This window comes from Clostridium sp. TW13, assembly GCF_024345225.1.
In the GTDB taxonomy this organism is placed as follows: domain Bacteria; phylum Bacillota; class Clostridia; order Clostridiales; family Clostridiaceae; genus Inconstantimicrobium; species Inconstantimicrobium mannanitabidum.
Map to the genome: position 1 here is coordinate 3,227,130 of NZ_BROD01000001.1, position 26,986 is coordinate 3,254,115.

At 31.0% G+C, this 26,986-nt stretch carries 22 protein-coding genes; 6 read left to right on the forward strand and 16 right to left on the reverse strand.

The features are described from left to right. The 3 genes from OCU47_RS15100 to OCU47_RS15110 are packed head-to-tail and all read right to left on the reverse strand — an operon-like array spanning position 1 to position 3,153. The gene (locus tag OCU47_RS15100) at positions 1 to 696 is read right to left on the reverse strand and encodes an ABC transporter ATP-binding protein (protein WP_261829434.1); all 696 of its coding nucleotides are present in this window, start codon (positions 694 to 696) and stop codon (positions 1 to 3) included. 1 nt (position 697) lies between these two features. Beyond that, positions 698 to 2,020 carry an ABC transporter permease gene (locus OCU47_RS15105; RefSeq protein WP_261829438.1) on the reverse strand — a complete coding sequence of 441 codons (1,323 nt, stop codon included), beginning with the start codon at positions 2,018 to 2,020 and terminating at the stop codon, positions 698 to 700. A 2-nt stretch (positions 2,021 to 2,022) separates the two neighbouring features. Continuing rightward, entirely contained in the window at positions 2,023 to 3,153 is a 1,131-nt protein-coding gene (locus OCU47_RS15110) for an ABC transporter permease (protein WP_261829439.1), read from the reverse strand. Positions 3,154 to 3,575: 422 nt separating this feature from the next. On the opposite strand from OCU47_RS15110, the gene OCU47_RS15115 reads away from it, so the two are divergent. Beyond that, on the forward strand, positions 3,576 to 5,645 hold the full coding sequence (locus tag OCU47_RS15115) for a YgiQ family radical SAM protein (RefSeq protein ID WP_261829440.1): 2,070 nt from the start codon (positions 3,576 to 3,578) through the stop codon (positions 5,643 to 5,645). Between the two features lie 439 nt (positions 5,646 to 6,084). On the opposite strand, the gene OCU47_RS15120 is transcribed toward OCU47_RS15115, so the two are convergent. The 3 genes from OCU47_RS15120 to OCU47_RS15130 all read right to left on the reverse strand — a co-directional run bounded on the left by OCU47_RS15120 (position 6,085) and on the right by OCU47_RS15130 (position 8,696). Next, positions 6,085 to 6,729, reverse strand: coding sequence for a hypothetical protein (locus OCU47_RS15120; RefSeq protein WP_261829441.1), 645 nt, complete (start codon positions 6,727 to 6,729; stop codon positions 6,085 to 6,087). 157 nt (positions 6,730 to 6,886) lie between these two features. After that, complete coding sequence (locus OCU47_RS15125; protein ID WP_261829442.1) at positions 6,887 to 7,768, reverse strand: YegS/Rv2252/BmrU family lipid kinase; 882 nt, start codon at positions 7,766 to 7,768, stop codon at positions 6,887 to 6,889. Positions 7,769 to 7,862: 94 nt separating this feature from the next. Then, positions 7,863 to 8,696, reverse strand: a complete 834-nt coding sequence (locus tag OCU47_RS15130) for a methyl-accepting chemotaxis protein (protein WP_261829443.1) — start codon at positions 8,694 to 8,696, stop codon at positions 7,863 to 7,865. A gap of 187 nt (positions 8,697 to 8,883) precedes the next feature. Between OCU47_RS15130 and pssA the strand changes: the two genes are divergently transcribed. Then, the gene (gene pssA, locus OCU47_RS15135) at positions 8,884 to 9,420 is read left to right on the forward strand and encodes a CDP-diacylglycerol--serine O-phosphatidyltransferase (protein ID WP_261829444.1); all 537 of its coding nucleotides are present in this window, start codon (positions 8,884 to 8,886) and stop codon (positions 9,418 to 9,420) included. Positions 9,421 to 9,553: 133 nt separating this feature from the next. Here the strand turns inward: pssA and OCU47_RS15140 are convergent, their stop codons facing one another. The 6 genes from OCU47_RS15140 to OCU47_RS15165 all read right to left on the reverse strand — a co-directional run bounded on the left by OCU47_RS15140 (position 9,554) and on the right by OCU47_RS15165 (position 15,389). Beyond that, entirely contained in the window at positions 9,554 to 10,030 is a 477-nt protein-coding gene (locus OCU47_RS15140) for a hypothetical protein (RefSeq protein WP_261829445.1), read from the reverse strand. A gap of 92 nt (positions 10,031 to 10,122) precedes the next feature. Further along, complete coding sequence (locus tag OCU47_RS15145) at positions 10,123 to 10,311, reverse strand: hypothetical protein (protein WP_261829446.1); 189 nt, start codon at positions 10,309 to 10,311, stop codon at positions 10,123 to 10,125. After that, a complete protein-coding gene (locus tag OCU47_RS15150; RefSeq protein ID WP_261829447.1) occupies positions 10,308 to 10,859 on the reverse strand; it encodes a rubrerythrin family protein in 552 nt (183 codons plus the stop codon). The genes OCU47_RS15145 and OCU47_RS15150 overlap by 4 nt, the downstream gene beginning before the upstream one ends. Before the next feature lie 60 nt (positions 10,860 to 10,919). Beyond that, positions 10,920 to 12,287, reverse strand: a complete 1,368-nt coding sequence (locus OCU47_RS15155; protein ID WP_261829448.1) for a SpoVR family protein — start codon at positions 12,285 to 12,287, stop codon at positions 10,920 to 10,922. Positions 12,288 to 12,292: 5 nt separating this feature from the next. After that, positions 12,293 to 13,462, reverse strand: coding sequence for a sporulation protein YhbH (yhbH, locus tag OCU47_RS15160; protein WP_261829449.1), 1,170 nt, complete (start codon positions 13,460 to 13,462; stop codon positions 12,293 to 12,295). Positions 13,463 to 13,466: 4 nt separating this feature from the next. Further along, on the reverse strand, positions 13,467 to 15,389 hold the full coding sequence (locus tag OCU47_RS15165) for a PrkA family serine protein kinase (RefSeq protein ID WP_261829450.1): 1,923 nt from the start codon (positions 15,387 to 15,389) through the stop codon (positions 13,467 to 13,469). Positions 15,390 to 15,683: 294 nt separating this feature from the next. Here OCU47_RS15165 and OCU47_RS15170 point away from each other — a divergent pair, with 294 nt between their 5' ends. The 3 genes from OCU47_RS15170 to OCU47_RS15180 all read left to right on the forward strand — a co-directional run bounded on the left by OCU47_RS15170 (position 15,684) and on the right by OCU47_RS15180 (position 20,764). Next, a complete protein-coding gene (locus tag OCU47_RS15170; RefSeq protein WP_261829451.1) occupies positions 15,684 to 17,003 on the forward strand; it encodes a peptidoglycan-binding protein in 1,320 nt (439 codons plus the stop codon). Positions 17,004 to 17,234: 231 nt separating this feature from the next. Further along, a complete protein-coding gene (locus OCU47_RS15175) occupies positions 17,235 to 19,040 on the forward strand; it encodes a S8 family peptidase (RefSeq protein WP_261829452.1) in 1,806 nt (601 codons plus the stop codon). Then, positions 19,040 to 20,764, forward strand: coding sequence for a S8 family peptidase (locus OCU47_RS15180; RefSeq protein ID WP_261829453.1), 1,725 nt, complete (start codon positions 19,040 to 19,042; stop codon positions 20,762 to 20,764). Before OCU47_RS15175 ends, OCU47_RS15180 begins: the two co-directional genes overlap by 1 nt. A 66-nt stretch (positions 20,765 to 20,830) precedes the next feature. On the opposite strand, the gene recQ is transcribed toward OCU47_RS15180, so the two are convergent. The 3 genes from recQ to sdaAB form a co-directional block, all read right to left on the reverse strand. Further along, positions 20,831 to 22,600, reverse strand: a complete 1,770-nt coding sequence (gene recQ / locus OCU47_RS15185; protein ID WP_261829454.1) for a DNA helicase RecQ — start codon at positions 22,598 to 22,600, stop codon at positions 20,831 to 20,833. 190 nt (positions 22,601 to 22,790) lie between these two features. Beyond that, positions 22,791 to 23,666, reverse strand: coding sequence for an L-serine ammonia-lyase, iron-sulfur-dependent, subunit alpha (gene sdaAA, locus OCU47_RS15190; RefSeq protein ID WP_261829455.1), 876 nt, complete (start codon positions 23,664 to 23,666; stop codon positions 22,791 to 22,793). A gap of 1 nt (position 23,667) precedes the next feature. Continuing rightward, a complete protein-coding gene (gene sdaAB, locus OCU47_RS15195; protein ID WP_261829456.1) occupies positions 23,668 to 24,345 on the reverse strand; it encodes an L-serine ammonia-lyase, iron-sulfur-dependent subunit beta in 678 nt (225 codons plus the stop codon). A gap of 329 nt (positions 24,346 to 24,674) precedes the next feature. Here sdaAB and OCU47_RS15200 point away from each other — a divergent pair, with 329 nt between their 5' ends. Then, a complete protein-coding gene (locus OCU47_RS15200) occupies positions 24,675 to 25,034 on the forward strand; it encodes a hypothetical protein (protein WP_261829457.1) in 360 nt (119 codons plus the stop codon). Between the two features lie 305 nt (positions 25,035 to 25,339). Here the strand turns inward: OCU47_RS15200 and OCU47_RS15205 are convergent, their stop codons facing one another. Beyond that, positions 25,340 to 26,977, reverse strand: a complete 1,638-nt coding sequence (locus tag OCU47_RS15205; protein ID WP_261829458.1) for a nucleoside kinase — start codon at positions 26,975 to 26,977, stop codon at positions 25,340 to 25,342. Positions 26,978 to 26,986: the final 9 nt, after the last annotated feature.

A 26,986-nucleotide genomic window follows, 5' to 3' on the forward strand; every position in this document is an offset into this window, starting at 1 on the left:
TTATTGGACTACTTCTATAAGGGATTTATCCTCTACTATCTTTCCATCTTCCATTCTTATAACTCTATTACATTGATTTGCAATCTTTTCATCATGAGTTACAATTATTACGGTTTTTCCTTCCTCATTAAGCTTCTTAAATATATCAAGAACTTCCTGTCCTGTTTGCTTATCCAAAGCTCCTGTAGGTTCATCTGCTAAGAGTATTTTTGCATCATTTACCAAAGCCCTTGCTATTGCAACTCTTTGACATTGTCCTCCTGAAAGTTGATTAGGTTTACTATCTATTTTGTCTCTAATTCCTAGCTTAGTTAACATAGTTTTTACTCTTTCTTCATACTTTTTTTTATTCCCCTTACTATAAGCTAAAGGAATTTCAACATTATCATATACTGAAAAACCCTTTATCAGTGCAAAATGCTGAACCACAAAACCAAAAGTCTTGTTTCTTAGCTTGGCCATCTCTTTCTCTGAATATTTTTCTGTTTCCTTACCTTCTAAAATATATTTTCCTGTACTTGCTTTGTCTAAGGTTCCTATTATATTTAGAAGAGTTGACTTTCCTGAACCTGATACACCAATTATAGCAATCAATTCACCTTCATTAACCACTAAATTTACTCCCTTTAAAGCCTCCATCTGAAGATTGCCCTTACCATAAACCTTGTGTATATTTTCTAATCGTAAAATTTCCATACTAATCATCCCTTCTTAATAAATCACTTATATTCAATTTTTTTATCTTCCTTATTGGAATCAAAGAAGCAATAGCTGAGTAAGCTACTCCCCCAAATAAAAGCACTGCTAATATTCTAAAATCTAATGATTTAGTTTGTATATTAGGATCATGTGCACTTAATAGTGCATCCCCATCAAAGAAGTTATAATAAATTAATATAGCTATAATTGTAAACATCAACGCTATAATTGATATTAATATCATCTGCAAACTGATCATACTCATGATATCCTTCATTCTAGCTCCGCTTGAGATATAAACTCCAAATTCCTTTTTTCTCTTATTTATAGAACTCAGCATGGATACTATTATTGTTATAGATAAGAATATTAATACTGTGATTGAAGTATACAAATAAGTATTTCTTGAATTAATATATTGATCTAATTGTTTTGTAATATCCTTATCATAGCTTGTTATTATGAATTTATCTCCTGTAGCATTCTCTAATTTATCTTTAATATCATTTAATATCTTTTCTTTCTTTTCTTCTGAATAACTCTTGTCTAAAACAACAAAATTACCCAACATATCTGATTTTATTTCTGTGGCATCAATTTCAGATGTATTAGTAATAAAAGGTTTTAAAACATAATTATCTAAATTCACAAAATTAGGATTTGCCTTTTCTGATTGAAAAAATATATTATAATTATCAAACTTTATTGGTATGCTAGTATCTTTTTTCAATATACCTATTACTTTAATCTTAATAGCAGTGTCATGCATTAACTTAACGCCATCTATTATATCTCCTACTTTAAAATATCCTTTATAATTTGCCCCTAAAACTACTGGGTATATATTATCTACCTTCCCCATACTATATTCGTTTTGATTAAACAATCTTCCTTCCTGCACCTGTAGATTAAAGCTATTCACTGCATTTTCATTGGCAACAAATCCATTTACGGAAACTACACTAGAAGACATAGGTAATGATGAAATTTTAAACTTATAGCAGCCTGAAAAAGGTTTTAAATCTGCTTGCATTTTATTTCCTACAGTAAAAGTATATTCTTTTGCTTTTTGTAATTCTTTTATACAATCTATAGCTTTTTCGCTATCTTTAAACGCCATACCGCCAAAACCGTTTAATGTCATTTGGTATAGTGATTTATTGCCATATATAAAATTTACCTTCTTAGATTCTTCATTTATCTGTTTTTGATAATCTAAAATATTATAAAATGAGTAGTATCCACAAATTAATTCTATTATCAATACTATGGATAATAATTTATTGCTTAAGATTGCTTTTAAAGCATATTTTATATTCATAGCTACTCCTCCCTTAATAGACTGCCTATACTTGCTTTTCTTATGTTAAACAAAAATACCATACAAGGAATTAACCCTACTGCTATAATTTGTACAAATAATATCTTTAACATAAGATTAAAGTCAGCATATTGGAGAAATTCAAATTTAAATATATTCTTCGCAAACTCCAAGATTCCCAAAGAAATTATAGTAGCTACAATGGAAACTATAAAATATCTCTTCATAATTAAACATAAAATCTCAAAATCCCTTGCTCCACACTTTTTTCTTATGCCTATTTCTAACTTTAAATTTTCAATCCAATAAACCGTAGCTTGTACTAATCCTAAAAATACAGCTATACCTATTAATATAGTTGAAATAAACATTTGAGTATTATATCTAAGGGATTGTTTTAAGGCTGCTGGCATTTCATCTGAAGTACCCATAAGTAAATGATTACTATCATAGGTTGATATAATATTTCTTAGTTGAGAAATATCATAAACGTTACTATCTATCTTCCATTCTAAATTTGCTATACTTTCTTTTGCCTCAGCAAAATTAGTTAAGTTGCATAAGATTATATCGTCATATAAGGTAGAAATCTTTTCCTTTCCAACTACACCAATAACCTCATATTTATCTTGTCCGCATAAAATATATGTCTTATCTCCTTCTTTTATAGTCTGACTAAGTACATCCTTGCCTATAACTACCTTCTTATCCTTACTATCCATTTCTTCTTTAGTGAAAAATCTTCCTTTTAATATATGATAAGGGCAATCATATCTGCCATTAAAGTATAATCCAACATTATTATCTTTATTGACAAAGCCCATATTTCCCCAACTAACTTTAATTATTATGTCTTTCTTTTGCCTTACATTCTTTAAAAAGTCTATATATGCCTTTTTTGCACTTACCATTTTACTTTTATCATCTTTTTCATCTCCATCAGAATCTATATGATTAGCTTCATTTGAACCTGTAAATCCAAGATAAAGCATATTTTTCGTATCTGAGCTACTATGTTCCTTGTAGCTTTCTTGTATATTGGTTATATTTATTATCATCGTAAAACTAAAAAACACCATTATTACAATGCAAACAAAAATAAACTTTGTTCCTAAAAATATTTTTTTTAACATTCCCCATCACCTTCCCTATAAGCTTAATCGTTTATACTTTTTTTATTAATTAATCGTTTACCTTAATCTTACTATTATATATTTTGCATTTCGAGAAAATATTTCTATTTATGTATTTTAATATATTAATTCCATATTGATTACATTCTTATACTTTCGGGATTAGGTTTTTTATCTATTTCATCGTAATCACTCTCAAAGCTGATTTTCACTATAAATATTTATATATTTTTATATAAACATATATTTAAACTTTTATAGGTTTATTTTTTTATAGGTTTATATAAATATTTCCCTACTATGAACTATCTTTAATTTTGTCTGTGGTTGTGTTATCATATCTTATTGTACTTAAGGAATCTAAAAATGAATAACAACTTGCTTATCTTTTGAAGATTCTTAGTGATAAAGGAGTATATTAAATGAAATTAGCAAAAGAATTTTTACCAATCTCCATGGAAGACTTGAAGAAAAGAAATATTGATCAATTAGATTTTATAATAGTTACTGGTGATGCTTATGTGGATCACCCATCCTTTGGTACTGCCATCATAGGTAGAACCTTAGAAGCCAATGGCTACACAGTAGGAATCATTGCTCAACCTGATTGGCATAATGCTGAGGATTTCAAGAGACTTGGCAAACCTAAGTATGCCTTTCTTGTGAATTCAGGTAATATTGACTCAATGGTTAACCATTATACTGCAGCCAAGAGAAGAAGACATGATGATTTATATTCCCCTGGCGGCAAATCTGGACATAGACCTGACAGAGCAGTTATAGTTTATTGCAATAGAATTCGTGAAGCTTTTAAAGATATGCCAATATTAATTGGTGGTATTGAGGCTAGTCTTAGAAGATTTGCTCATTATGATTACTGGGATAATAAAGTTAGAAGAAGTATCCTTGTAGATTCAAAGGCTGACCTTTTGATGTATGGTATGGGAGAAAAGACTATTGTTCAAGTGGCTGACTTATTTAAATATGGTATGACAGTTAAGAATATGACTGATGTAAGAGGTACTTGTTATCTTACAAAGGATGTATCTGCCATAAATAATTATGTAACCTTACCTGCTTTTGAAGACGTTGAAGAAAGCAAAAAGGCTTATGGTGATAGTTATAGATTAGAATCTTATGAACAAGACCCTGTTATAGGTAAGGGACTTATTCAAAAGCATGGGGATAGGTATCTTGTACAAAATCCTCCTCAACTGCCACTTTCAGAGGAAGAAATGGATTTTACTTATAACCTTCCTTATAAAAGAGCTTACCATCCTATATATGAACCTTTAGGGGGAATCCCTGCAATTCAAGAGGTTAAGTTTTCTATAACTAGCCATAGAGGATGCTTTGGTTCTTGTTCATTCTGTGCTTTAACCTTCCATCAAGGAAGAGTTATTCAAAACAGAACTGGCGATTCTATTGTGGATGAAGCTAAACTCTTAACTACTTTTGATGATTTTAAAGGTTATATTCATGATGTGGGTGGCCCTACTGCAAATTTTAGACATAGAGCTTGTACAAAGCAAATAGAGCATGGTACTTGTAAGAACAAGCAATGTATGTTCCCTGGCCCTTGTAAAAACTTAATTGTTGATCACACTGAATATCTATCTGTTTTGAGAAGAGTTAGAAACATACCAAAGATTAAAAAAGTCTTTGTAAGAAGTGGTATTAGATATGATTATTTAATTCATGATAAGAATACTGAATTCTTTAGAGAGTTATGTAAGCATCATATTAGTGGTCAATTGAAGGTTGCTCCTGAGCATATAAGTGATAGAGTTCTTTCTCAAATGGGCAAACCAGGCAGAGATGTTTACGATAAATTCGTAAATAAATATCATCAAATAAATAAGCAGGTTGGGATGAATCAATTCCTTGTGCCTTATTTGATGAGTTCACATCCTGGTAGTGATTTAAATGCTGCTATTGAGCTTGCACTATATATAAAGGAAATGAAATATACACCTGAGCAGGTTCAGGACTTCTACCCAACTCCTGGTAGTTTATCTACTACTATATACTATACTGGAGTTAATCCACTTACAGGTGAAGAAGTTTATACGCCTAAAACTCAGGAAGAAAAAGATATGCAAAGAGCTTTGTTGCAATTTAATGTTCCAAAGAATTATAACTTAGTTAAGAAGGCTCTTATAAAGGCTAATAGAGAAGATTTAATTGGTAAAGGACCTAAATGCTTGATTGATTGGAATCCGCCAAGAAATATGAATCATAAGTCATCCGGAAAATCAACTAAGTCAAAAAACTTTGGCAATGACAATGCAAACAATAAGCAAAGTACTGATAACGTAAATAATAGCAACAGCAGAGGCACCAGTAGCTCTGGTAATAAAAATAATGCTTCTAGCAGCAACACTAGTAACAAAAATACTTCTTCTAGAAAAGGTAACACTGTCAGCAATAATAAAGCACCAAATAACAGATCTTTTTCAAAGAATGGCAAATCACATTCTAGAAGTAAATAACTTAAACTCTTAGCCTATAAATAAATATATTAGTTGTTTCTATACTCATCAAGTGAAACTTGATTCAGGTGGGGTGTATCCCCATCTGAATCTTAGTTGAACTTATCCAGGAGCGTGCAGCCGTTATCTCCAACTTAAAGAAGTTGGAGTGTTACGGATGCTAGCTATCGGATAAAATCAGCTAATAATGTAATTTACTAAATCTAAGAATATAAAAATTAAAAAATTAAAAAATAACTTATAGCAATCATAAAAAGAACTGTATTAAAGCAAAGATATCTCTGCCTTTAATACAGTTCTCTTATTTTTTATTTAGGCATCTTAAAATAAATAACAACTCCAAATATACAACTGATATTTTTAGCTATCTAATGTTCTATTGATGCAGTATAAGGAATAATAGACTAGCATAATATAAAGCTATGTGCTTTAAGATGCCTTATCTTACAAAGGTTTGATTTATATAATAAACAATTAATAAGGCTAGAAACTCTCCCAATACTGGCACTGGAAAAATTCCTTTGCCAAATATGAACATAAAAGCTTCTGCCACATTAACTGATATTGCAATTATCTCAGTAAACAATCCAAGCTTATTAACATAAGGCTTTCCTATATTATATAAAATTAAAAGAAAGATAAATTCTAAAATTACGCAGAATACGAAATATTCCATGATACCATTAGATGAAATTAAAAGAAATCCAAAATCCTTACCTATAGAAAGTGCATACTTACTGAAACAAAGAAGTACTGCATATATGCCTATGAATATTCCTAAGAATGGATAAACACTAGTAATCTTTTGTTTGTTGTTTCTAAAAAACACATAGTTTGCCAACATCAAAATTCCTGGAACAAAAATCATATTAAGATTTTTGATTGGCTTAAGCATTAAAACTGTGTTATTAGAATCAGTTATACCTACATATAGTAGTCCTATATACCTGACTATAATTATCAGCATCATAAACCTAATTATATTTCTAATCTTTTTAGGTGTTTTAGAAGAAATACATAAAAACATATTTATACTCAATAATAATGTAAATGCCAAGAAAAAATAATATAAAATAACCTTCATACCAATACCCTCGCTTAGTAAGTTTCTTATTTTATAATTATTAATCCTTGGCAACTAATATGTCATAAAATTTTGTGTATTTTTATTTATTTCTTAATCATGTCTTCTCATTAATTCACACAATTGTTGAATATCTCTTAAATTCATGAATTATTACTTATTTCTTTATTCCTCTTATTTTCAAACCATCTTTAATGCATTGAATGGTTAATGGAAATGCCGGTCCTTTTTCTCCATCTATATCTACTGCAATATCTTCACTGCTTTCAATTAAAAGATCATCAGTTTTGAAATAAAGAACATTAGGATCATCTAAATGCTCTCCCTTAAGCGTCTTAATAAATAGTGGCAGTAATTCATATACTGCTAATGCTTTAAATACAATCACATCTAACTTTCCATCACAAACATCAGCCTTTGTTGCTAGTTTTAAATTGCCGGCTGTTTGTCCATTAAACACTAACATTAGGTACATTTTTCCGTCAAATATCTCTTCTTTAGAAGTCAGTTTTACCTTTAGTTTTCTAAAATTAGGCAACTGCCCTAACCCCTTTATGTAATAAGCTAGCTTACCTATGGTATTTTTAAGCTCATCATCTGTCTTTTGGGATATATCTGTAAATAGACCTGTAGAGGCAACATTGATAAAGTATTTATCATTTATTTTTCCTATATCCACAAGGCTTTCAGGATTTTCTAGAATTTGTACACATGCTTCACCTATGTTTTGTGGTATTCCTATGAATTTAGCAAAATCATTTGCTGTCCCTACAGGCAAAATTCCTATTGGTATATCTATGTTTCTTGCCTTAATAGCATTCACAACTGAGTCGACAGTACCATCTCCACCTGCTATTAAAATATAGTCAAAGCTGTTATCTACATCTTCTAGAGCTTCTTTAACTGGACAATTTTTGCTTATTCTATAAGGTACAACAGTATATCCATAGCTTTGATGAATTTCTATCACTTTGTCCAAATTATCTAAAATTTCATTTTCTCCTGAATATGGATTATATATAAATTTTACTTTTTTCAAATTAGTACCTCCTGCCTCTATCCTACATCCTATATAACTCTATTATATCAAATAAATACTGATTTTATTATTGATTATGGTATTTATTTAAAAATTATAATCTATTAGATAGTTCCTCTAAAGTATGTGCACTTGCACTTAATTCTTCTATTGAAGCTGATATTTCTTCAAACGCAGAAGCTTGTGATTCAAAAATAACACTTGATTGATTTATTCTTGTTGAAATAGTATTAACTGAAGTTTCAATTTTCTTAAGCACTTCATTAACTTGTTTAACAGACTCACTACTTGAACTAGATAGCTTTCTTATTTCCTTTGCAACCACTCCAAATCCTCTACCTAACTCTCCTGCTCTAGCAGCTTCAATGGCTGCGTTGATTCCAAGTAGATTAGTTTGATGTGAAATATTTTGAATAAAACTCAAGATATCATCTGTACCCTTTGTATTATCTGAAGCAACCTTTACTTCATCAAGCATTTCTTGATTTGACTCAACTATATTCTGCACTCCTGCAGTTAAATTTTGAACTGAGGCAGAAATTTGTTCAAGAGCAGCTGAAAGAGTTTGTGACAGTTCCAATACCTGACTTCTCTTTTCAACAGATTTACCTACTGCTATGCATCCAATTACTTGATTACTATCATCTTTAACTGGAATAGCATATGATTTAAAAGGAACACCATATACTTGCTTAGGTACATCTTTAACAAGTGTTTTGCCTGTTACAATAGCATCATGAATTGCTCCTTCAGATGGAACTACATCCCCTGCCTTAGCCTGTAGCTGTAAAGTTTCACAGTTTTGCACTAATAAATATTTATTCTTATCTGTTATTGCAAAAGATGCTTCTCCATCAAACATAACAGATAAATACGGCAACATTTTATTGAAAGATTCTAATATTTCATTATTAGATGTCGTTTTCATATCTTTATCCCCTTTTTTTGTATTTTTTCCACACTACATATATATTTATATTATCACAGAGATAAAAATCTGTCTAACCAACAATTCTTTCCTTAAGTTTTTCTTAAATATCTTTATTTTTACTTGTTTTTTTGGTATACCTATAAGTATGGACTTATATCTATTTTATAATAATAGGAGTGATTAAATGAAAAAGAGTAGTATACCTAACATTTTTACCTTCATAAACTTAGGTTGTGGTGTACTTGCAATTTTAAGTACCTTTGAAAAAAAATTCCTTATTTCATGTATATTTATAATTATAGCAGCTTTGGTTGATAGATATGATGGTAGAGTTGCCAGATACCTTGATGTTTCCTCTGATATAGGGAAACAATTAGATTCTCTAGCAGACTTAGTTTCTTTTGGAGTAGCGCCTTCAATATTAACATATATTCTTTTTAGTTTTCAAACTTTAGGCCCAGTAGGAATATTAGGTTATTGTTTAGTGCTTTTATTCCCTATATGTGGTGCATTTAGATTGGCTAGATATAATGTAACTGATTTTAACGGAGTATTTACTGGTATACCAATAACAATTGCTGGTAGCTTTGTAACTGTTCTAGCTCTTATAGAACTAGCTATTAGAGAGTCTCACTCTCATATGAGTATTATAATTCCTATAATTTTCATAATAGCATTTTCTTATTTGATGATAAGTAAAGTAAGTTTAAAAAAGATATAACAAATAAAGCTGCTTAAAATAAAATCTAATTTTTATTTTAAGCAGCTCTTATTTTTTTTAATTCATACTTCTTCAGGAAATCAATATAATCATATTTCACAATATTAAAACTTATCATCTATTTGCAAATACTTTATTCTGTCTCATCACCTTCATCATCAAATCCAGTATCAATCTCCTCTAAATTATCGTCATTATCATTTTCTGAAGCGTCATCTTCATTTCGATCCTCTCTTCTAGATTCCCGTCTATCATTATTTCCTAATGGCCTCTTAGAAGAATTCTGGAATAACAATTCATTATCAACCTCTGTAAGTATAACATTCTTCTGGGTTTTTACTGCAATTAAATCTGCTTTTAACATAATATAATTAAGATAACAGATTTCTATACTTTGTATTGCATCTAATAATACATCAATTATCTCACCTAATTGATTCGCTCTATCTATGGCTGCTCTTACTTCTTTTTTTCTAGCTAAGGCGATACCATTTAACTCCCCTGCAGTTCCAATTAAAAGTCTGTAGGAGTTTACATATTTGCTTAGCAAGTCTGCTATATTATTTACTTCTATAAAATAAGCATCAAACAACTCTCTATAGCTTTCCACGTAAATCCTCCTATCAGACAATGACAAATTTATGGAGTTTTAGGCTTCTTTAAAAAATAAGTAAAATCATATTGAAAGAATACCGGAAATCCTTACTTATTTCCAGATGCCTTATTAGAATACTCTTCATCTATTTCAGAAAATATATCAATATATCTATTACTTCTAAATGTTCTGTACCTATAATCTCCCTCAGCATCATTCTCATCTACAAAATCAAATTTACTGATTTCACGCATATTTACTGGGTAAATATATTCTTCTGGATATACTAAATTCATCGCTCTCCCTCCTTAGTTTCTGGAGTGTATGGTTCAAAGTAACTTCTTGGGAACTTACATAAAGGGCAAAACTCAGGGGCTTCTGCTCCTTCATAAATATAGCCACAGTTCATACATCTCCACATACTATTTGGAGTTCCCTTAAATATAGTTCCCTCCTTTACCTGATTGTATAAAGCTTTATATCTCTTATTATGAGATTCTTCAACTTCTCTTAAGTCAGCATAAAAATCTGCAATATTATCAAAGCCTTCACTTCTAGCTGTATCTTCGAATTCCTTATATAAATTTTCATACTCATTAGCCTCTCCAGCAGCTGCTGACTTTAAATTTTCTTCAGTACTTCCAACCATTTTTAAGTATCTTTTAAATACCTCTCTTGCATGAGCGTATTCATTTGCTGCTGTGTCATCAAAAATTTTCCCTACGTAATTATAACCTTCTCCTCTAGCCATTTCTCCAAAAAAATTATACATATCTCTGGCTCTTGCTTCCCCAGCAAAGGTTTTTAGCAAATTCTTATAAGTCTCACTATTATTAAATTCCATCTTATAACCTCTCAATTAATTTAATTACCATATATAATATATTACTGATAAGTTAATTGGTTACATAGTAATCTTATCTTTCCCTTCACAAATAAAGGTTAACTCATTTCCTTCCTTGTCCTTGGTCAAAAGTTTAATCTTGTGTTTCCATAAATCATATAATTTCTTTAGTGTTTCTCTGGCATAGATTCTATCTAAAGTTCTGCCATTGTAAACATGTTCTAGTGTTAAGGTATAAGTTTTTAAATTTAAATCTTTTACTCTTATATAAGGTATTGTTCCAATACCTGTACTATCAGCTAGGGAATCTCTTATTTTTTTCCATCCATTTTCATCTGAGACTTCACTTACAAGATAGTCACGGCCACTCTTTACATATTCAAACAAATTCAATTCTCTACATAAATCTTCTGTTAAATACCTCCTTAAGAATGAATTATCTCTATCCATTTTTCTTACCTGAAAGATTCTATCCTTTCCATAGTTCTTGTCTAAATACTCAAAAATTTTAAAGCCTATATAATATGGATTAAGTCTTCCTGGCATTGAGGCTATAACATCATTATGACGTTTTAAGAATTCAAAATGTAACTCTTGACTAAGGTTTAAAGATTTCAAAATATTATAATGAGAATAACTTGCCCACCCCTCATTCATTATTTTAGTTTCAATCTGAGGAATAAAATACAACATCTCCCTTCTGACTATTTCTAATATGCTCTTCTCCCATTCTTCTAACTGTCCATACTTTATAATAAATTTCATCAAGTCATCTTCTGGTTCCAATGGGAACTTAGTCAAATCTGGTTTTTCTATAGGATCATTAAAATTTAAATCATCTCTTTTTTGCAATTTCTCCATATATTCTTTTAACAATCCATCTCTTATTTCATCCTGTGAAATATCTTTTTCTCCAGCCACTCTAGAAACCTGATATCTTATAGAATGTGCTGCATCCACTACCCTTTCAACTTCCTCGTACCCTATACTTGGATCATTTATATAACCTCTTATGGTATCTGCGCCAAGCTTAAACATCTCAACTGTACTTTTAGCTCTTGTTCCTTCAACAAATAATCTATTATTTTTAAAGAAATCATTGTGTCCATATACATGTGCCATAGTCAATATTTGTAGCAATAAAGTATTATCTCTCATTAGGTATGCAATACACGGATCTGAGTTAATAACCATTTCATAAGGCAAGCCAGTAAGGTTTAAAGAATATAAGGTTTTATTCTTTTCATAGGACTTTCCGAAGCTCCAATGAGGGTATCTTGAAGGCATTCCTGTGTATGCTTCATGGCTTAACATTTCGTTGTAGCCTATAATCTCAAATTCCTGTGTATAATAATCTAACCCATACTCCTTTGCTGCCTCTTCAATTTTCTCATTCCATTTTTCTAAGTCACTAACGTTATACCCCATATGCTTTACTCCTTTAATTCTTTTGATAAAATGTGCTTGATTGCATACCAAAGATCCTTTTTCTCATTAACTTTAATTGGCACAAAGTTCTTCTCTTTAATTTCTTTTTCAAATCTATAATACATAGTGGTAGAGTAGGTTGACGGTAATAACTCACAATAGGATACCAAATTACTTACTTTACATATTTCTTGTACACTTATTACTGCTTTTTCATTATCCTCACTCCAGTTATCTCCATCTGAAGCGTAGAAAGAGTAAATGTTCCACATCTCCTTTGGATACTTCTGCTCTATTACCTCCAATGCCTTATCAAAACCTGAAGATATATAGGTTCCCCCAGATTCTCCCCTGTGGAAAAATTCATACTCATCTACAACTTTAGCTGTAGTTGTGTGAGATATAAATTCAAAAGCCACATTATTATATTTCCTTCTAATAAATTTTGATAATACAAAGAAAAATGATCTTGCTAAAAACTTCTTACTATTATCCATGGATCCTGAAACATCCATAATAAAAATTAATACGGCATTACTCTCCCTTTTAGGCTTCATTTTAACTCTATAATATCTTAAATCTTCTTCTTTAAATGGAAATCTGTTAATTTCTTCTGAAATACCTCTTTCTCTTAAAGCTCTCTTCCTACCTTGCTTTCTCTTTAACTTGGCAATAACAGTTTTCTTTTTTGCTAGTCTAGGATTTATTCCGTACTTCTGATATCCCCTCTTTCTTCCGCTTGATTCAACTAAAATCTCAGAATATTTTTTTCTATCTAGGTTTGGTAAATCCAAATCTTCAACTATATAATCCAGTAACTCTTCTAGAGTTACTTCTGTTTCATATATTTCCTCCCCTTCTGAATTGCCTGCACCTTGTGAATCTTTTCCGGACATTTTCTCTTGTCCTATCTTATCCCCCCTTTTTTCTTCTCCAGTTCCAGTACTTACATTTCCTGAACCATCTCCTCCGTAGACAAATTGATATTCTTTAATTCCTCTAATAGGAATTTTAAACTTTTTATTTTTAGATTCTCCAATTATGCTCTCTTCTGAGAGTATATTTCCTAAATTATCTTTAATTGATTTTTCAACTAACTGCCTATGCCTTCTTCTATCTTCTATTGACCTATCATGCTCAACTTGATTCTCATCGTGATTTCTAAAGATTGCCATGCTATCAATCCTTCCATAGGTTGTTGGCAGCGTATTTCAAAATCACATCACAGCAATAATCACAATATCCATTATTCTTCATTTCTTCAACCATTGCGTTGTATTTTTCATCCTGCTCCTTATCTCTGATACGTGATTTTGTAATAATTCTTGATATATCCTTAACGGAAGTTGTTAACTTCTTCTCAATAGCTTCTTTAAGTGGCTCATAAGACTTATAGTCTACCTTTCCGCCATTTCTAACAATGTAGAACATATATGAGGTTACATCTGATCTGAATCCCTTTGCAGAGCTTTCTGATATACCTATATGTTCCTCTATACTTCTCATAAATTCCTCATCAGCAACTAGTTGTTCCCCTGTTGATGCATCCTTTAATTTTCTCTTATTAACATACGCTTCTGCATTATCCAAATAATTATTAAACAAACTTTCAGCTTGCTCTCTGAAGGAATGAATAAAGGCCTTTGTTACTTCCTTCTCGAGAGTCTTATTGTATTCTTTTCTGATTGTATCTTGAACTATAGCAAGATACTTTTTCTTTTCCTCTTGAGAAATATCTAAATCCTTTATTGACTTTATAATACTTTCCATTACGCTCAATGGGTTTATGCAATTATTCTCTGAATTTGATAGTGCATTATCAATTGCCTTTATTATAAATCTTGTAGATATACCCTTCATTCCTTCTGAAGGACCTGCCTCTTCCTTCAATTCCATTATATCTACCTTCTTAGTTGTACCCTTTTCAACTATATCCTCACCATTATATATCTTCAATTTTGTGATAGAGTCTACCTTATTTGAAGGTGAAAGCCTTGAAATTATTGCAAACATAGCTGCTATTTCCAATGTGTGAGGAGCAATATGAGCCTTAAAATTACTCTTCTTTATTATCTTGTTATAAATTTTTTCCTCCTCATTTAGCTCTAAACAATAAGGAACTTCTATCTTTACAATTCTATCTAGAATAGCTTCATTGGTATGATCTGATTTAAATTTGTTCCATTCTGCTTCATTAGAGTGGGCAACAATTATACCATCAAAATATATCATTGCTCCCTTACCTGGTGATGGAACTGATTTTTCCTGAGTGGCTGTAATAATAGTGTGAAGGTATTCAACATCATTTTTAAATACCTCTATAAATTCAACCATCCCTCTATTTCCTACATTGAATGCTCCATTAAGTGAAAATATTCTTGGGTCATCCTCTGGATACATATCCATTTTTGATATATCTATTGAGCCTGTAAGCACTGAAGTATCTTGATTGTTTGGATCAACAGGTGGAACAACTCCTATACCTTTTCTTGATCTTATAGAAAAATTCTTTCTTTCTATAGGAACTTCTTCATACCTGCCATTATACTCGTGCATTAACCTGTATCTACAAATTGGACATAAATCTCCTTCAATCTGTACTCCAAGCATATCTTCAAATTCTTTTCTCAAATGCTTTGGAATCAAATGCAAAGGTTCTTCATTCATCGGACATCCCTTTATTGTATAAATAGGTTCTGCATTTTCTATGGCATTTTTTAATGCTTCAACTAAGGAGGATTTTCCTGCCCCTACTGGTCCAACTAAATATAAAACTTGTCTTGCTTCTTCCCCTTTCATAGCTGCAGAATGTAGATAATTTACTAATTTCATAATAATCTTATCAATTCCAAAAAAATTATCTTTGAAAAAATTATATCTTCTTATAGTTTCATTACCATAAATCTTTTTTATCCTATAATTCTCTTCTGGTTTTAGTATTTCATAGCCTTGATTGATTATAATATCATACATTCTTTTATGCGCAAGTTTAGCTACATCAGGGTTCTTCTTAACCACTTCAAGGTAATCCAAAAAAGTTCCTTGAAATTTTTCGTTATTAGAATTTTCACGATCACTTAAAATTACTTTTTTAAAATCCATACACTCACCCCTTTGTAAAAATATATTCTGTTTGCGATAAATTATGCTATAAATCCCCCATACTATATTAGTGTTCATAATATTCTAATAAATTGGCAATAGAGAATTCTTCGATATACTTCTTATGTAAAATGAATTTGTAAATCCGTTTTTTAACTAAAATAAAACTTAGTAATACACAGAATTTGATATAATTAAAGATCTTTTCATGCAGAAAAATATTCATAAAGAATATTCATAAATGTGATTTTTTATTCGTAAAATATCAATAGATAAATTTCTAAGGAGACGTTTATGGCTAAAGGGAGGTTAAAACTACAAACTTTTAAAGAAAAAACTTTCATCCCTATAGATAACACTAAAATAACTGTATCTAATACAACTGCAGATGGAAGTACCACAGGCGAAAAAACCTATGCACTAACAACAAACTCAGCTGGATTAACTAACGATATAGAATTAGACACACCACCAATAGAATATTCGCAAAATCCATCAGATCAAAAACCATACTCTCTATGCAATATTACAGTTGAAAGAGAGGGCTTCAGTCCAATAAAAATAAATGGTTGTCAGGTATATCCAAATTCCACTGCTTATCAGGTATGTAATCTTACAGAAACTAAATCTACTAGACAGGTAGAAGTTATTGATATACCAGCTAATACATTAGTTGGAACTTTTCCACCTAAAATCCCTGAAGACCCCATAAAACCATTACCTCCTCCTACTAGTGGAGTTGTTTTGAGCGAAGTAGTGGTTCCTGGTCAAATAGTTGTACATGCTGGTTCCCCAAATGATGATTCTGCTCCAAACTATACTGTAGATTTTAAGGATTATATAAAGAACGTAATTAGTTCTGAAATATTCCCAAACTGGTCAACAAATACTATTAGAGCTAATATCTTTTGCGTTGTATCCTTTACTCTCAATAGAGTTTTTACAGAATGGTATAGAGGCAAGGGCAAACCATATCAAATAACTAATTCAACTGCTTATGATCAAGCATTTAACTATGGTAGAAATATTTTTGATAATGTAAGTGCCTTAGTTGATGAAATGTTCTCAACTTATGTTAAAAGACCTGGAAACAAGCAGCCATTATTTACCCAATATTGCGATGGTAAATCTGTAACTTGTCCTGGATGGCTAAGTCAATGGGGTAGTAAATATCTAGGAGATGAGGGAAAAACTCCATATCAAATAATAACAAACTACTATGGCAACAACATAGAATTAGTTACTGCTAAATCAGTGGCTGGAATTCCTTCATCTTACCCTGGGTACACACTTACTATAGGTTCTAAAGGAATTCCTGTAAGAGATATGCAAACTTATTTAAATCGTATATCACAAAATTATCCATTAATTCCTAAGTTAGCAGTTGATGGAGCTTATGGGCCTAAGACTGCAGAATCTGTCAAAGTATTTCAACAAATATTTACTCTACCAGTAACAGGGCAAGTAGATTATGCAACCTGGTACAAAATTTCAGATGTCTATGTTGGAGTGTCAAAAATAGCAGAACTTAGGTCAACTATTTCTCCCAACTATGAATCTATATACGATGAATTTTTAGGGGTTAGTTTGCCTTATTATTTTTATGAAAATTAATTTTAATTGAAATGTATAGTTACTTATCATGAGATAATATCTTACACAGATATTATCTCATGATTATACATATAGTATTGATATTTTTCTTATTTATAGCCTTAGGTAACTTCTTTTTATATTAATCAATTAATTCACGTAATAACTTATCTGATATTAAATTTCAAATAGGGATACATTACATCTTAAGCAAGTTTCACTTGATAAATCACTGATATTAGGAGATTTCATATGATTAATATACAATTACAGAAAAGAAAATTATTTTATAGTGAAAATACACCTAACTTTCTAGTTGAATATAGAGGTAATTTAAAAGAGCAAATTGACAAAGTCTCCTATGCTGTTGGTGATATAATTACTGAAACTATTGCTGTTATAGCTGTAGCAGAAGATGATCTTGATAGACTTTTAAAAGATGTTCCTGCAATTATTTTTGTGGACTTTAGAGCTATGTTTGTTCTTGAAGATACTGCGCCTGCTGATGTAGACAATATAAATAAAATCAAAATAAATCCTTATCTTGATTTGACTGGTACTGATATAATAATAGGTTTAGTTGATACTGGTATAGATTATTTAAACCAAGAATTCATTCGTGAGGATGGTACTTCAAAAATATTGAGCATTTGGGATCAAAGTATAATTAGTGAAGATCAATCTGTATATATGGGAAGTGTGTATTCAAACCAACAAATCAATGCTGCCATTGCTGCTCAAAAAAATAAACAAGACCCTTACAGTATTGTTCCATCTAAAGATGAATTGGGACATGGAACTGAAATAGCTGGCATCATAGGAGCTAGAGGTGCTACAAATAAATTCAAAGGCATTGCTCAAGATGCTAGTTTTGTAATAGTTAAACTTTTTCCTTCAGCTGCATATCAAAAAACATTACGCGAAAATAAAGTACCTCCTGTTCCTGTTTATAACACTTCAGAAATCTTAGCTGGTTTAGAATTTTTGAGGCAAGCCTTTTTAAAATATCAAAAACCAATGGTTATCTGTCTATGTGTTGGCACTACAGAAGGAAGTCATGATGGAACAAATTTAATCTCTAGATACTTTAGTTCCCTTGGCAGCTATAGAGGCTTAGTTTTAGTAGCTGGAACTGGAAATGAGGGTAGTTCTCAAGGCCATGCTTCAGGAATCATAAGAAATGTTCATGACGTTAATTCTATAGAACTTAAAGTTCCTGCTGAAATGGAACATTTTATTGTTAATATATGGTTAAGAAGACCTAACAGAGCTTCACTTAATGTAGTCTCTCCTACAGGAGAAGAATCAAAGATTATTGAATCTAAAATTAACAAAGTTGATACTTCAAAATTTGTATATGTAGACACTACCATGACTGTAAAATACTATACCCCCGAACATTTTACTGGCCATGAACTAATACACATACATTTTGATAGAATTAAACCTGGGATATGGACATTTAAATTGATTGGAGACTATATTGTTTCTGGAAGATATGATATTTGGCTTTCTCCAAGAATCACGCTACCTGAAAACACAGAATTCCTTCAACCTGATCCCTTTGAAACTCTAACAATTCCAGGCACAGCCATTAATGTTGTCACTGTCACTGCTCTAGGAGATAATAACTTTATATTACCTAATTCAGGGAAGGGATATAATGCAAATGGAATAGTGAATCCAAATATAGCTGTTTTAGGACAAAACATAATAACAACCTCTGTAGGCGGAACACCTACAACAATTTCAGGAAGTTCAGCAGCCACTGCAATAGTAGCTGGCGCTTGTGCACTTCTGCTAGAATGGGGAATAGTTGACAATAATGACAAGGCTATTTTCTCGAAAAAGATTATATCCTACTTAGAATATGGAGCATCTAGAAACCCAATTTATAAATTTCCTAATAGAGATATTGGATATGGTTTTCTAGATTTATTAGAAACCTTCAATATTATTAGCAGATCCTATACAAGGGGTGATATTAAAAACTTTACTGAATATAGTATTAATAACTTATTTATAAGAATCCCACTAAACATTATGGAGGATTACTAATGGATAATCGTTATACAATTCAAGATAATATTTTCAACGACATAAATTATTTTAGTTATATAGTTCAATATCAGGGAGATATACAAGCAGAACTATCAAAATATCCTGATTATTTTGTAACAATAATAAATGACAGATATGCTATAGTTTCTGTAAATAAAAATAAAAATATTGAGATTAATGTAACTCCTCCATTTTTCTCAACTATTGTGTATGTAAAACCTGCAGAAATGTATACTCTTCAAGCTATTTCACCTTTAGAGGCTTCACAAGCAACATCTTTGCAACTTAATCTTCCTTTAAATTTAACTGGTAGAGGTGTTGATGTGGCAATTATTGATACTGGAATTGACTATTTAAGTGAAGAATTTATGACTGAGCAAGGAGACACTAGAATTGATTACATTTGGGACCAAACTGTCGTAACTCCTAAAGAAACACACACTACTTCACTACCCTTTGGCACTGTGTATACCAAAGCACAAATTAATGAAGCAATTAATGCTTCCAAACAAGGAAAATCTGCCTATGATATAGTACCTAGTAGAGACGAAATAGGACATGGTACTAATATGGCTGGACTAATAGGCGCTACTGGTAAAAATCCAAACTTAAGAGGAGTAGTTCCTGATTGTAATTTTGTTATAGTAAAGCTATTAGTAGATCGTTCATATCAAGATAGATTTGATACTAAAGTTCCTGTATATAACATTACATTAGTTATGGCTGCATTCGAATTTCTATATCGGTATTCATTATCTAGTCCCAAACCTATGGTTATATATTTCCCACTTGGCAGTACTTTTGGTAACCATAAAGGCATAGGGCTTCTAGAACAATTTATTGAGTTTATTTGTTTAAATAGCGGAATTACTGTAGTATCTGGTACAGGTAATCAACGTTCCGTTGGTGGACATACATCTGGAAACATAACTGCTGTTGGTAATGTAAGCTCCATAGACCTAAACATATCACCTGAGCAACACTTTTTATGGCTTGAAGTTTGGGTAGATACTCCTAATATTATGTCACTTGATGTTATATCTCCATCTGGAGAAAGTAGTGGTATTATTTCTGCCTTAATTAATACCTTAGAAGTCTATACCTTCATTTTTGAGAAAACTCAATTAAAAGTCAATTTTTATGTTCCTGACGGAATCACAGGTGATGAATTAATTAGATTAAGATTTTACGATTTACAACCTGGGGTATGGAAAATCAGATTAACTGGTGATTTGATATTGGATGGCAGGTATAATGCTTGGTTACCACCAGAAGGTCTAATTGTTGGGGGAACTAGCTTCAGTCCTTCTGACCCATTTGGAACAATAACCAACCCTTCTACCTCTAACTATGTAGTTTCAGTAGCAGCATATAATCAAAATAACAATAATATAGCTAATTACTCTGGCATGGGATTTGCTGATGATTCAGTAAGCAAAATTGATGTTGCAGCTGGTGGAGTAAATGCATTAACTGTAGCCCCTAATAACACTACAGCTGTAGTTAATGGTACTAGTGTAGCTGCTGCTATAGTTGCTGGAGCATGTGCAATGCTTTTCCAATGGGGAATTGTAGACAATAATGATCCTTTTATGTACTCTGTAACTTTAAAAGCTTACCTCGAAAGGGGGACTGAAAAAAGAAGTGGAGACATATATCCAAATCCTCAATGGGGCTATGGAACCTTAAATATTCTTTTAATGTTTCAAAATATGACCTAGTATATAACTCAAATTAAGAGAAGTGTAATCTCTTAACACTTCTCTTAATCATATTTTTGATGATGCCTAATTCTTTTCTTGTTCTTCAAATTGCTTAACTATTTCCAAAACATCTTTTCCATATCTCTCAATCTTTTTATCTCCAACTCCACCTATAGACCTTAATTCATCAAAGTTTTTAGGTTTCATGTTGGATATTTCTATTAAAACCGCATCACTAAACACAATATATGGCTTAACTTTATCTCGTCTTGAAATATCCTTCCTATATATTCTCAATTTCTTGAATAATTCTTCATTTTCACAAACAGTATTATCACTTAACTTGCCAAAAACCTGTTCTTCTCCTCTTAAAACTTTCAAAGATAATTTGTTTAAAACTAGCATAGAATAGGTACCTTCTTTTCTATCAACCACACCTTGTTCTAACATTATATTAATAATATCTTTAATCGCTTTACTGGTATATTCACGCATGATTCCGTAAGTTGATATCTCATCTAATCTATACTGCTGTATTTTGGTTCCCTTAAAGCCTCTAAGTACATCAGTCATCACACTTATGCCAAACTGAGCCTTTGTTCTATAAATACATGATAAAATCTTCTGCGCTTCTAATGTTAAATCCTTTAAGCCTTCACTATTTACACAGTTACTACAATTACCACAGTATTTTCTCTTAACTGCGTCACCAAAATAATTTAGTATATATTCATTATAACATCCTTCTGTCTCACATAGTTCTACCATGGCTTGAAGTTTTCTAAGTTCTATTTCCCTCCTATCCATCTTGGTAGAAGTATTTATTAGAAATTCAGCTGTCCTTATATCATCTCTACTATATAGTAAATGACACCTGCAAAAAGCTCCGTCTCTTCCTCCCCTGCCTATTTCTTGATAGTATTCCTCTATATTTTTAGGCATGCTCAAATGTATTATATACCTAATATTTGATTTATCAATTCCCATACCAAAAGCATTTGTTGCAATCATTACATTTTTTCTCTCAAACAAGAAATCTTCTTGGTTTATATTTTTGTGTTCATCATTCAAGCCTCCGTGATATTTGCTTACACTGTACCCTATATCTGATAGAACTCCATATAGCATATCTACTTCTTTTCGTAAGCTACAATAAATTATTCCCGATTCATCCTCATGAGCTCTAATATAATCTTTTACAAACTCTAGTTTATCTTCTTCTTTATGAACATTAATTTGCAGATTATTTCTATAAAATCCACCAAAAACTATAAACGGATTATTAAGTCCCAATAATTTAATAGTATCAATTCTTACTTCTTCTGTAGCTGTAGCTGTAAAGGCTGTTACTATAGGTCTATTTTCTAAGGAATTAATAAAAGGTAATATATTTCTATAACTTTTTCTGAAGTCATGTCCCCATTGAGATACACAGTGTGCCTCATCTATAGCCACTTGACTCACATGAATATTGTTAAACTTTATTACAAATTTATTATAATCTAGTCTCTCTGGTGCTATATAAAGAAGCTTTATATCACCATTTTTCACTTTTATCATAATGTCATCTATTTCATCTGGAGTTTGAGTGCTATTTATATATTCTGCTGAAATACCTATATTCTTTAAATAATCCACTTGATCTTTCATTAATGAAATAAGAGGAGAAATAACAATGGTTACACCATCCATAAGCAATGCAGTCAACTGATAGCATAAAGATTTTCCTCCACCTGTTGGTAGTAAGCAGAATACATCCTTATGAGAAAGAATATTATCAACAATTATTTTTTGCTCTTTTCTCAATACTCTTATGCCAAAATATTTATCTAAAAACTGTTGAATTTTTTCCATAAGAAGTTTCTACCTACTTTCTATATTCTTAGTCATCTTCAAAAAATAAATAAGTCCATCTGCTAGTCTATTTGACCTTATACTACGTCAACAGACCCCTTAGATAGTTCTGCTATCTGCGGAACCTGTTTCCTTGTCTAAGTCCAAATATCCGTCGCATATTTGGACTTGTTATTTATTTTCAGATGCCTTAATCTCCAAAAACTTGTTTCTTTAATTTTAAACCTGTTTCTGTGGTTGCTGTTCCACCTTCTGCAGTTTCTCTCAAGCATGATGGTATTTGTTTGCCCACTCTATACATAGCTTCTACCATATCATCAAATGGAATTTTGCTTTTTATACCTGCCATAACTACATCAGCAGTAGTTAATGCTGATACTGCCCCTGCAAAATTTCTTTTTGCGCAAGGAATTTCTACAAGACCAGCAACAGGGTCACAAACTAATCCTAATATATTTTTTATTACTATAGCCGCTGCATCTAAACTCATTTCTACAGAGCCGCCCATCATTTCAACAACTGCTGCAGCTCCCATGGCTGCTGCAGAACCACACTCAGCTTGACATCCACCTTCTGCCCCTGAAACTGTAGCATTCTTTGCAATTATCATACCTACTGCAGATGAAGCAAAAAGAGCCTTTATTAACTCTTCCTCTGTTTTGTTTAGAGCTTCTCCTGCTGTTAATATTACTGCTGGAAGAATTCCACAAGAACCTGCAGTTGGGCAAGCAACTATTCTTCCCATAGCTGCATTCATTTCTGAGCAAGATAAAGCTCTTGCCATGGCCTTATTAACTATAGGTCCAGTTAATGTATTTCCAGCTTCTATGTACTTATTCAGTTTGTAAGCATCTCCCCCAATTAAACCACTTACTGAATAAACTTTCTTTTCTCTTCCTTCATTTGCTGACTCTCTCATAACATCTAGCGTCTTTTTCATTTTGCTTATTATCTCTTCTTTTGAATTGTTACTTCTCTCAACTTCTTCTCTAATAGCATATTCACTTAATGAAATGCCTTCCTTATTGCATATCTCTAATAACTCTAATCCACTCTTCGCTGACATATTAATTATCCTCCGTAACAACATCTATAGAAATTACATTTTCTACTGATTCCACAGTTTTTATTGCTTCAATTGCTTGTACCGGTAAATTGTTATCACACTGGAATACCATAGTGGCATTCTTTCCTCTATGAGCTCTTGTAACACTCATAAACGCTATATTAATATTATTGGCATATAATATAGAAGTAACTTTAGATACTGCTCCTGGCACATCTCTATGTGAAATTATTAAAGTTGGATATGCTCCTGTTATTTTAACCTTTTCTCCATTTACTTCTGATACCTCAACATTACCTCCACCTATTGATGAACCTACTATTTGCGTATAACCTTTTTCTGTTTTCATAACAATTTTAACTGTATTAGGATGTACATCTCCTAAGTCTGCTGCCTTAAACTCGAATTCAAGACCATTTTCTTTAGCAATCTCCAAAGAATATCTTAACTTTGGATCACTTGGTTCCATGCCTAAAATTCCAGCCACTAAAGCCCTATCTGTACCATGTCCCTTGTAAGTCTTCGCAAAAGACCCATGCAACAAAAATATTACAGAATTAATTTTACCGCCTGCTATAGTTCTTGCTACCTTTCCTAATCTTGCTGCTCCTGCAGTATGTGATGAAGATGGTCCTATCATTATTGGACCAATAATATCAAATATACCATATTCGTTCATTGTAAAATCCTCCGCTACCTTTTATATGATTATATAAAATAAGTTTTTTCATCTATACTTTTATAATAAATCCTAATCTTTTTCTGATTTTTATCTACAAAATGACTTATAAAAATACAACTAATAGTTATATTTTAACCATCCTACTGAAAGTGTCAACATTCAAAATATTAATTTCATAAATTTACTTTCAAAACATTAATAAATGAAGTTTATATATATATATAATATTTACAAATTAATGTAGAATAAAACTTATTATGCTATAATTTTTATATAAACCATAAATAAAAAAATACATACATTCTAATTAGATGGAGGAAACCTCAATGACACAACAGAACCTTAATAAAAATAAGCTTACAATATCATTTTTTGTAATTGTTGGTTTACAACTTTCTGCAGGAATTATAGGCACAATACTGTCAATCCTCGCATTAAAACTACTTACTCCTACTATGGGAATAATAACTTTAGTAGTTAATATGGGATTTATATTATCTTGCATACTTATGTTATTAAAAAGACCTATAGGTATATTACTTTATGTTTGTGCATTCATTACAAATATAACCATAAGTATACTAAACTATTCAGGCAACATTAGTTTAGTAGTAGGTACTTTTATATTGCCTCTATTGATGTCTAGTGTTCTTTATAAAAATAGGGATTGTTTTAAGTTAAAATAATCCCTAAGCATAGTACCTTTTTATTATACTATTAAGTCAGATAGGCTTCACCTATTAATAGACTAACAATTGATTATGCAACCCCATATAGAACTGTTCCATAATAATGTTGGTGGACAAGTCACAAAAATTCGACATTTTTCTACCAACATTTAAGTGGAATACTTCTATACACATCACAAAAATATATATGATATACAAACAAAAAAACTGTTTAATTCCATAAATACAAGAGATTAAACAGTTTTTTATTTTCTCTAATTATCACTAAATTTCATACAATTTTTTAAACCATAACATAAACATTAATACTTATAAAAACAGCTACCACCAATAAATTCTCTAAGAATAGAATTTTCCGGAACAGAATCCTTATCTATCTCCTGAAAGAAATTTAAAAATGATATTAACCTACGTGCTTCTTGATAAAGTTCACTACTAACATCTATCTTATTTAGCTCTTGCAATGCATATTTCTTTAATACACATAATTCATACACTAAGGTTGAATTAAACATTATATCAGCCTCTTCTTGGTACACAAAAATATTCTTTTCTTCTCCTCTTTTTATAGAATCCCACATTTCTAAAGTACCTTCTGCACTATATCCTCTTGAAAGATAATCTCTAACAATTCTCCTTATCTTTCTTACATCTGTAGTAGATATTCTATTATGATTATCTATATTTAATTGAGTTAATGCTGATATATATATTTTAAACTTAAACTTTGATTCAATTTCTGAAGTCAGCTTATCATTTAATCCATGTATACCTTCAATTACTATAACCCCATTAGCAGGTAGTTTTAATTTCTTCCCATCCCATTCTCTTTGACCAGAAATGAAATTATATGTTGGAATTTCAACTTCTTCTCCAGCAAGCAACGAATTTAAATTATCGTTAAATAACTTTAAATCTAAGGCATTCAAACTTTCAAAGTCTGGCTTTCCTTCGTCATCCAACGGAGTTTGTTCCCTGTTTACAAAATAATTATCTAAAGATATTGCTATTGGAATCAATCCATTTACTCTTAACTGTATTCCTAATCTATTTGCAAAAGTTGTTTTACCTGATGAAGAAGGTCCTGCTATCAGTACTAACTTTACTTCCTTTCTTTCATGAATCATATCTGCAATATTAGCTATTTTTTTCTCATGCAATGCTTCTGCTACTCTTATTAAATCTCCACGTTCCTCACAATTAATCTTGTTGTTTAATGATGATACATGGGCTACATCTAAGATTTTTAACCATCTACCTGTTTCATAAAATACTGAAAATAACTTTTTTTGCTCTACAAATTCTGGCAACATAGCTTCTTTTTTTATTTCAGGATATCTTAATATAAAACCTGGCTCATAGTAAATTAAATCAAAAGTTCTTAATACTCCTGTTGAGTGAGCCATTTGCCCATAAAAATAATCATATCTTCCATCTAATTCATACAAACTAACATATTCTTTTTTACTTTCATTTAAAAGAGCAACCTTATCTTTCATTCCGTATTGTTCAAATATGTTGATTGCTTCAATCCTCTTTATTTTCACTTTATTTATTATTATATCTTTTTCAATAATCTCTAGCATTCTAGATCTTATTTTGTTTATATCATCTTCATCTAAAGCTTTCACCTTATATATCTCACCAAACATGCCTTTACTAATTGAGTGTTCAATAGCTATGGCTGATTGAGGAAATAAATCTAATGTTGCTTTAATCAAAACAAATTGTAAAGCTCTAACATATGCCCTATTACCAAACTTATCTGAACTTCCTACAAATTCTATTTCCCCATCCTCAGGTATTATTTCACCTAACTCATAATATTTATTATTATATTTTGCTAAAATAGGTGAATTTGCATTTTTATCTTTTTCTATATCTAAACAACTATAAAATTTAGTTTCCTTTTTCCCTTGCCTTATTATATTTTTGATCATAAAATCCTC

Excerpts from the sequence above, each read along its gene's own strand:
- OCU47_RS15130 (WP_261829443.1), bottom strand. The coding sequence starts at position 8,696 with ATGAAAACGACATCTAATAATGAAATATTAGAATCTTTCAATAAAATG.
- OCU47_RS15145 (WP_261829446.1), bottom strand. The coding sequence starts at position 10,311 with ATGAATTTAGTATATCCAGAAGAATATATTTACCCAGTAAATATGCGT.
- recQ (WP_261829454.1), bottom strand. The coding sequence starts at position 22,600 with ATGGAAAAAATTCAACAGTTTTTAGATAAATATTTTGGCATAAGAGTA.
- pssA (WP_261829444.1), top strand. The coding sequence starts at position 8,884 with ATGAAAAAGAGTAGTATACCTAACATTTTTACCTTCATAAACTTAGGT.
- OCU47_RS15110 (WP_261829439.1), bottom strand. The coding sequence starts at position 3,153 with ATGTTAAAAAAAATATTTTTAGGAACAAAGTTTATTTTTGTTTGCATT.
- OCU47_RS15175 (WP_261829452.1), top strand. The coding sequence starts at position 17,235 with ATGATTAATATACAATTACAGAAAAGAAAATTATTTTATAGTGAAAAT.
- yhbH (WP_261829449.1), bottom strand. The coding sequence starts at position 13,462 with ATGGCAATCTTTAGAAATCACGATGAGAATCAAGTTGAGCATGATAGG.
- OCU47_RS15165 (WP_261829450.1), bottom strand. The coding sequence starts at position 15,389 with ATGGATTTTAAAAAAGTAATTTTAAGTGATCGTGAAAATTCTAATAAC.
- OCU47_RS15105 (WP_261829438.1), bottom strand. The coding sequence starts at position 2,020 with ATGAATATAAAATATGCTTTAAAAGCAATCTTAAGCAATAAATTATTA.
- OCU47_RS15205 (WP_261829458.1), bottom strand. The coding sequence starts at position 26,977 with ATGATCAAAAATATAATAAGGCAAGGGAAAAAGGAAACTAAATTTTAT.
- sdaAA (WP_261829455.1), bottom strand. The coding sequence starts at position 23,666 with ATGTCAGCGAAGAGTGGATTAGAGTTATTAGAGATATGCAATAAGGAA.
- sdaAB (WP_261829456.1), bottom strand. The coding sequence starts at position 24,345 with ATGAACGAATATGGTATATTTGATATTATTGGTCCAATAATGATAGGA.
- OCU47_RS15180 (WP_261829453.1), top strand. The coding sequence starts at position 19,040 with ATGGATAATCGTTATACAATTCAAGATAATATTTTCAACGACATAAAT.
- OCU47_RS15120 (WP_261829441.1), bottom strand. The coding sequence starts at position 6,729 with ATGAAGGTTATTTTATATTATTTTTTCTTGGCATTTACATTATTATTG.
- OCU47_RS15150 (WP_261829447.1), bottom strand. The coding sequence starts at position 10,859 with ATGGAATTTAATAATAGTGAGACTTATAAGAATTTGCTAAAAACCTTT.
- OCU47_RS15100 (WP_261829434.1), bottom strand. The coding sequence starts at position 696 with ATGGAAATTTTACGATTAGAAAATATACACAAGGTTTATGGTAAGGGC.
- OCU47_RS15200 (WP_261829457.1), top strand. The coding sequence starts at position 24,675 with ATGACACAACAGAACCTTAATAAAAATAAGCTTACAATATCATTTTTT.
- OCU47_RS15155 (WP_261829448.1), bottom strand. The coding sequence starts at position 12,287 with ATGGGGTATAACGTTAGTGACTTAGAAAAATGGAATGAGAAAATTGAA.
- OCU47_RS15170 (WP_261829451.1), top strand. The coding sequence starts at position 15,684 with ATGGCTAAAGGGAGGTTAAAACTACAAACTTTTAAAGAAAAAACTTTC.
- OCU47_RS15115 (WP_261829440.1), top strand. The coding sequence starts at position 3,576 with ATGAAATTAGCAAAAGAATTTTTACCAATCTCCATGGAAGACTTGAAG.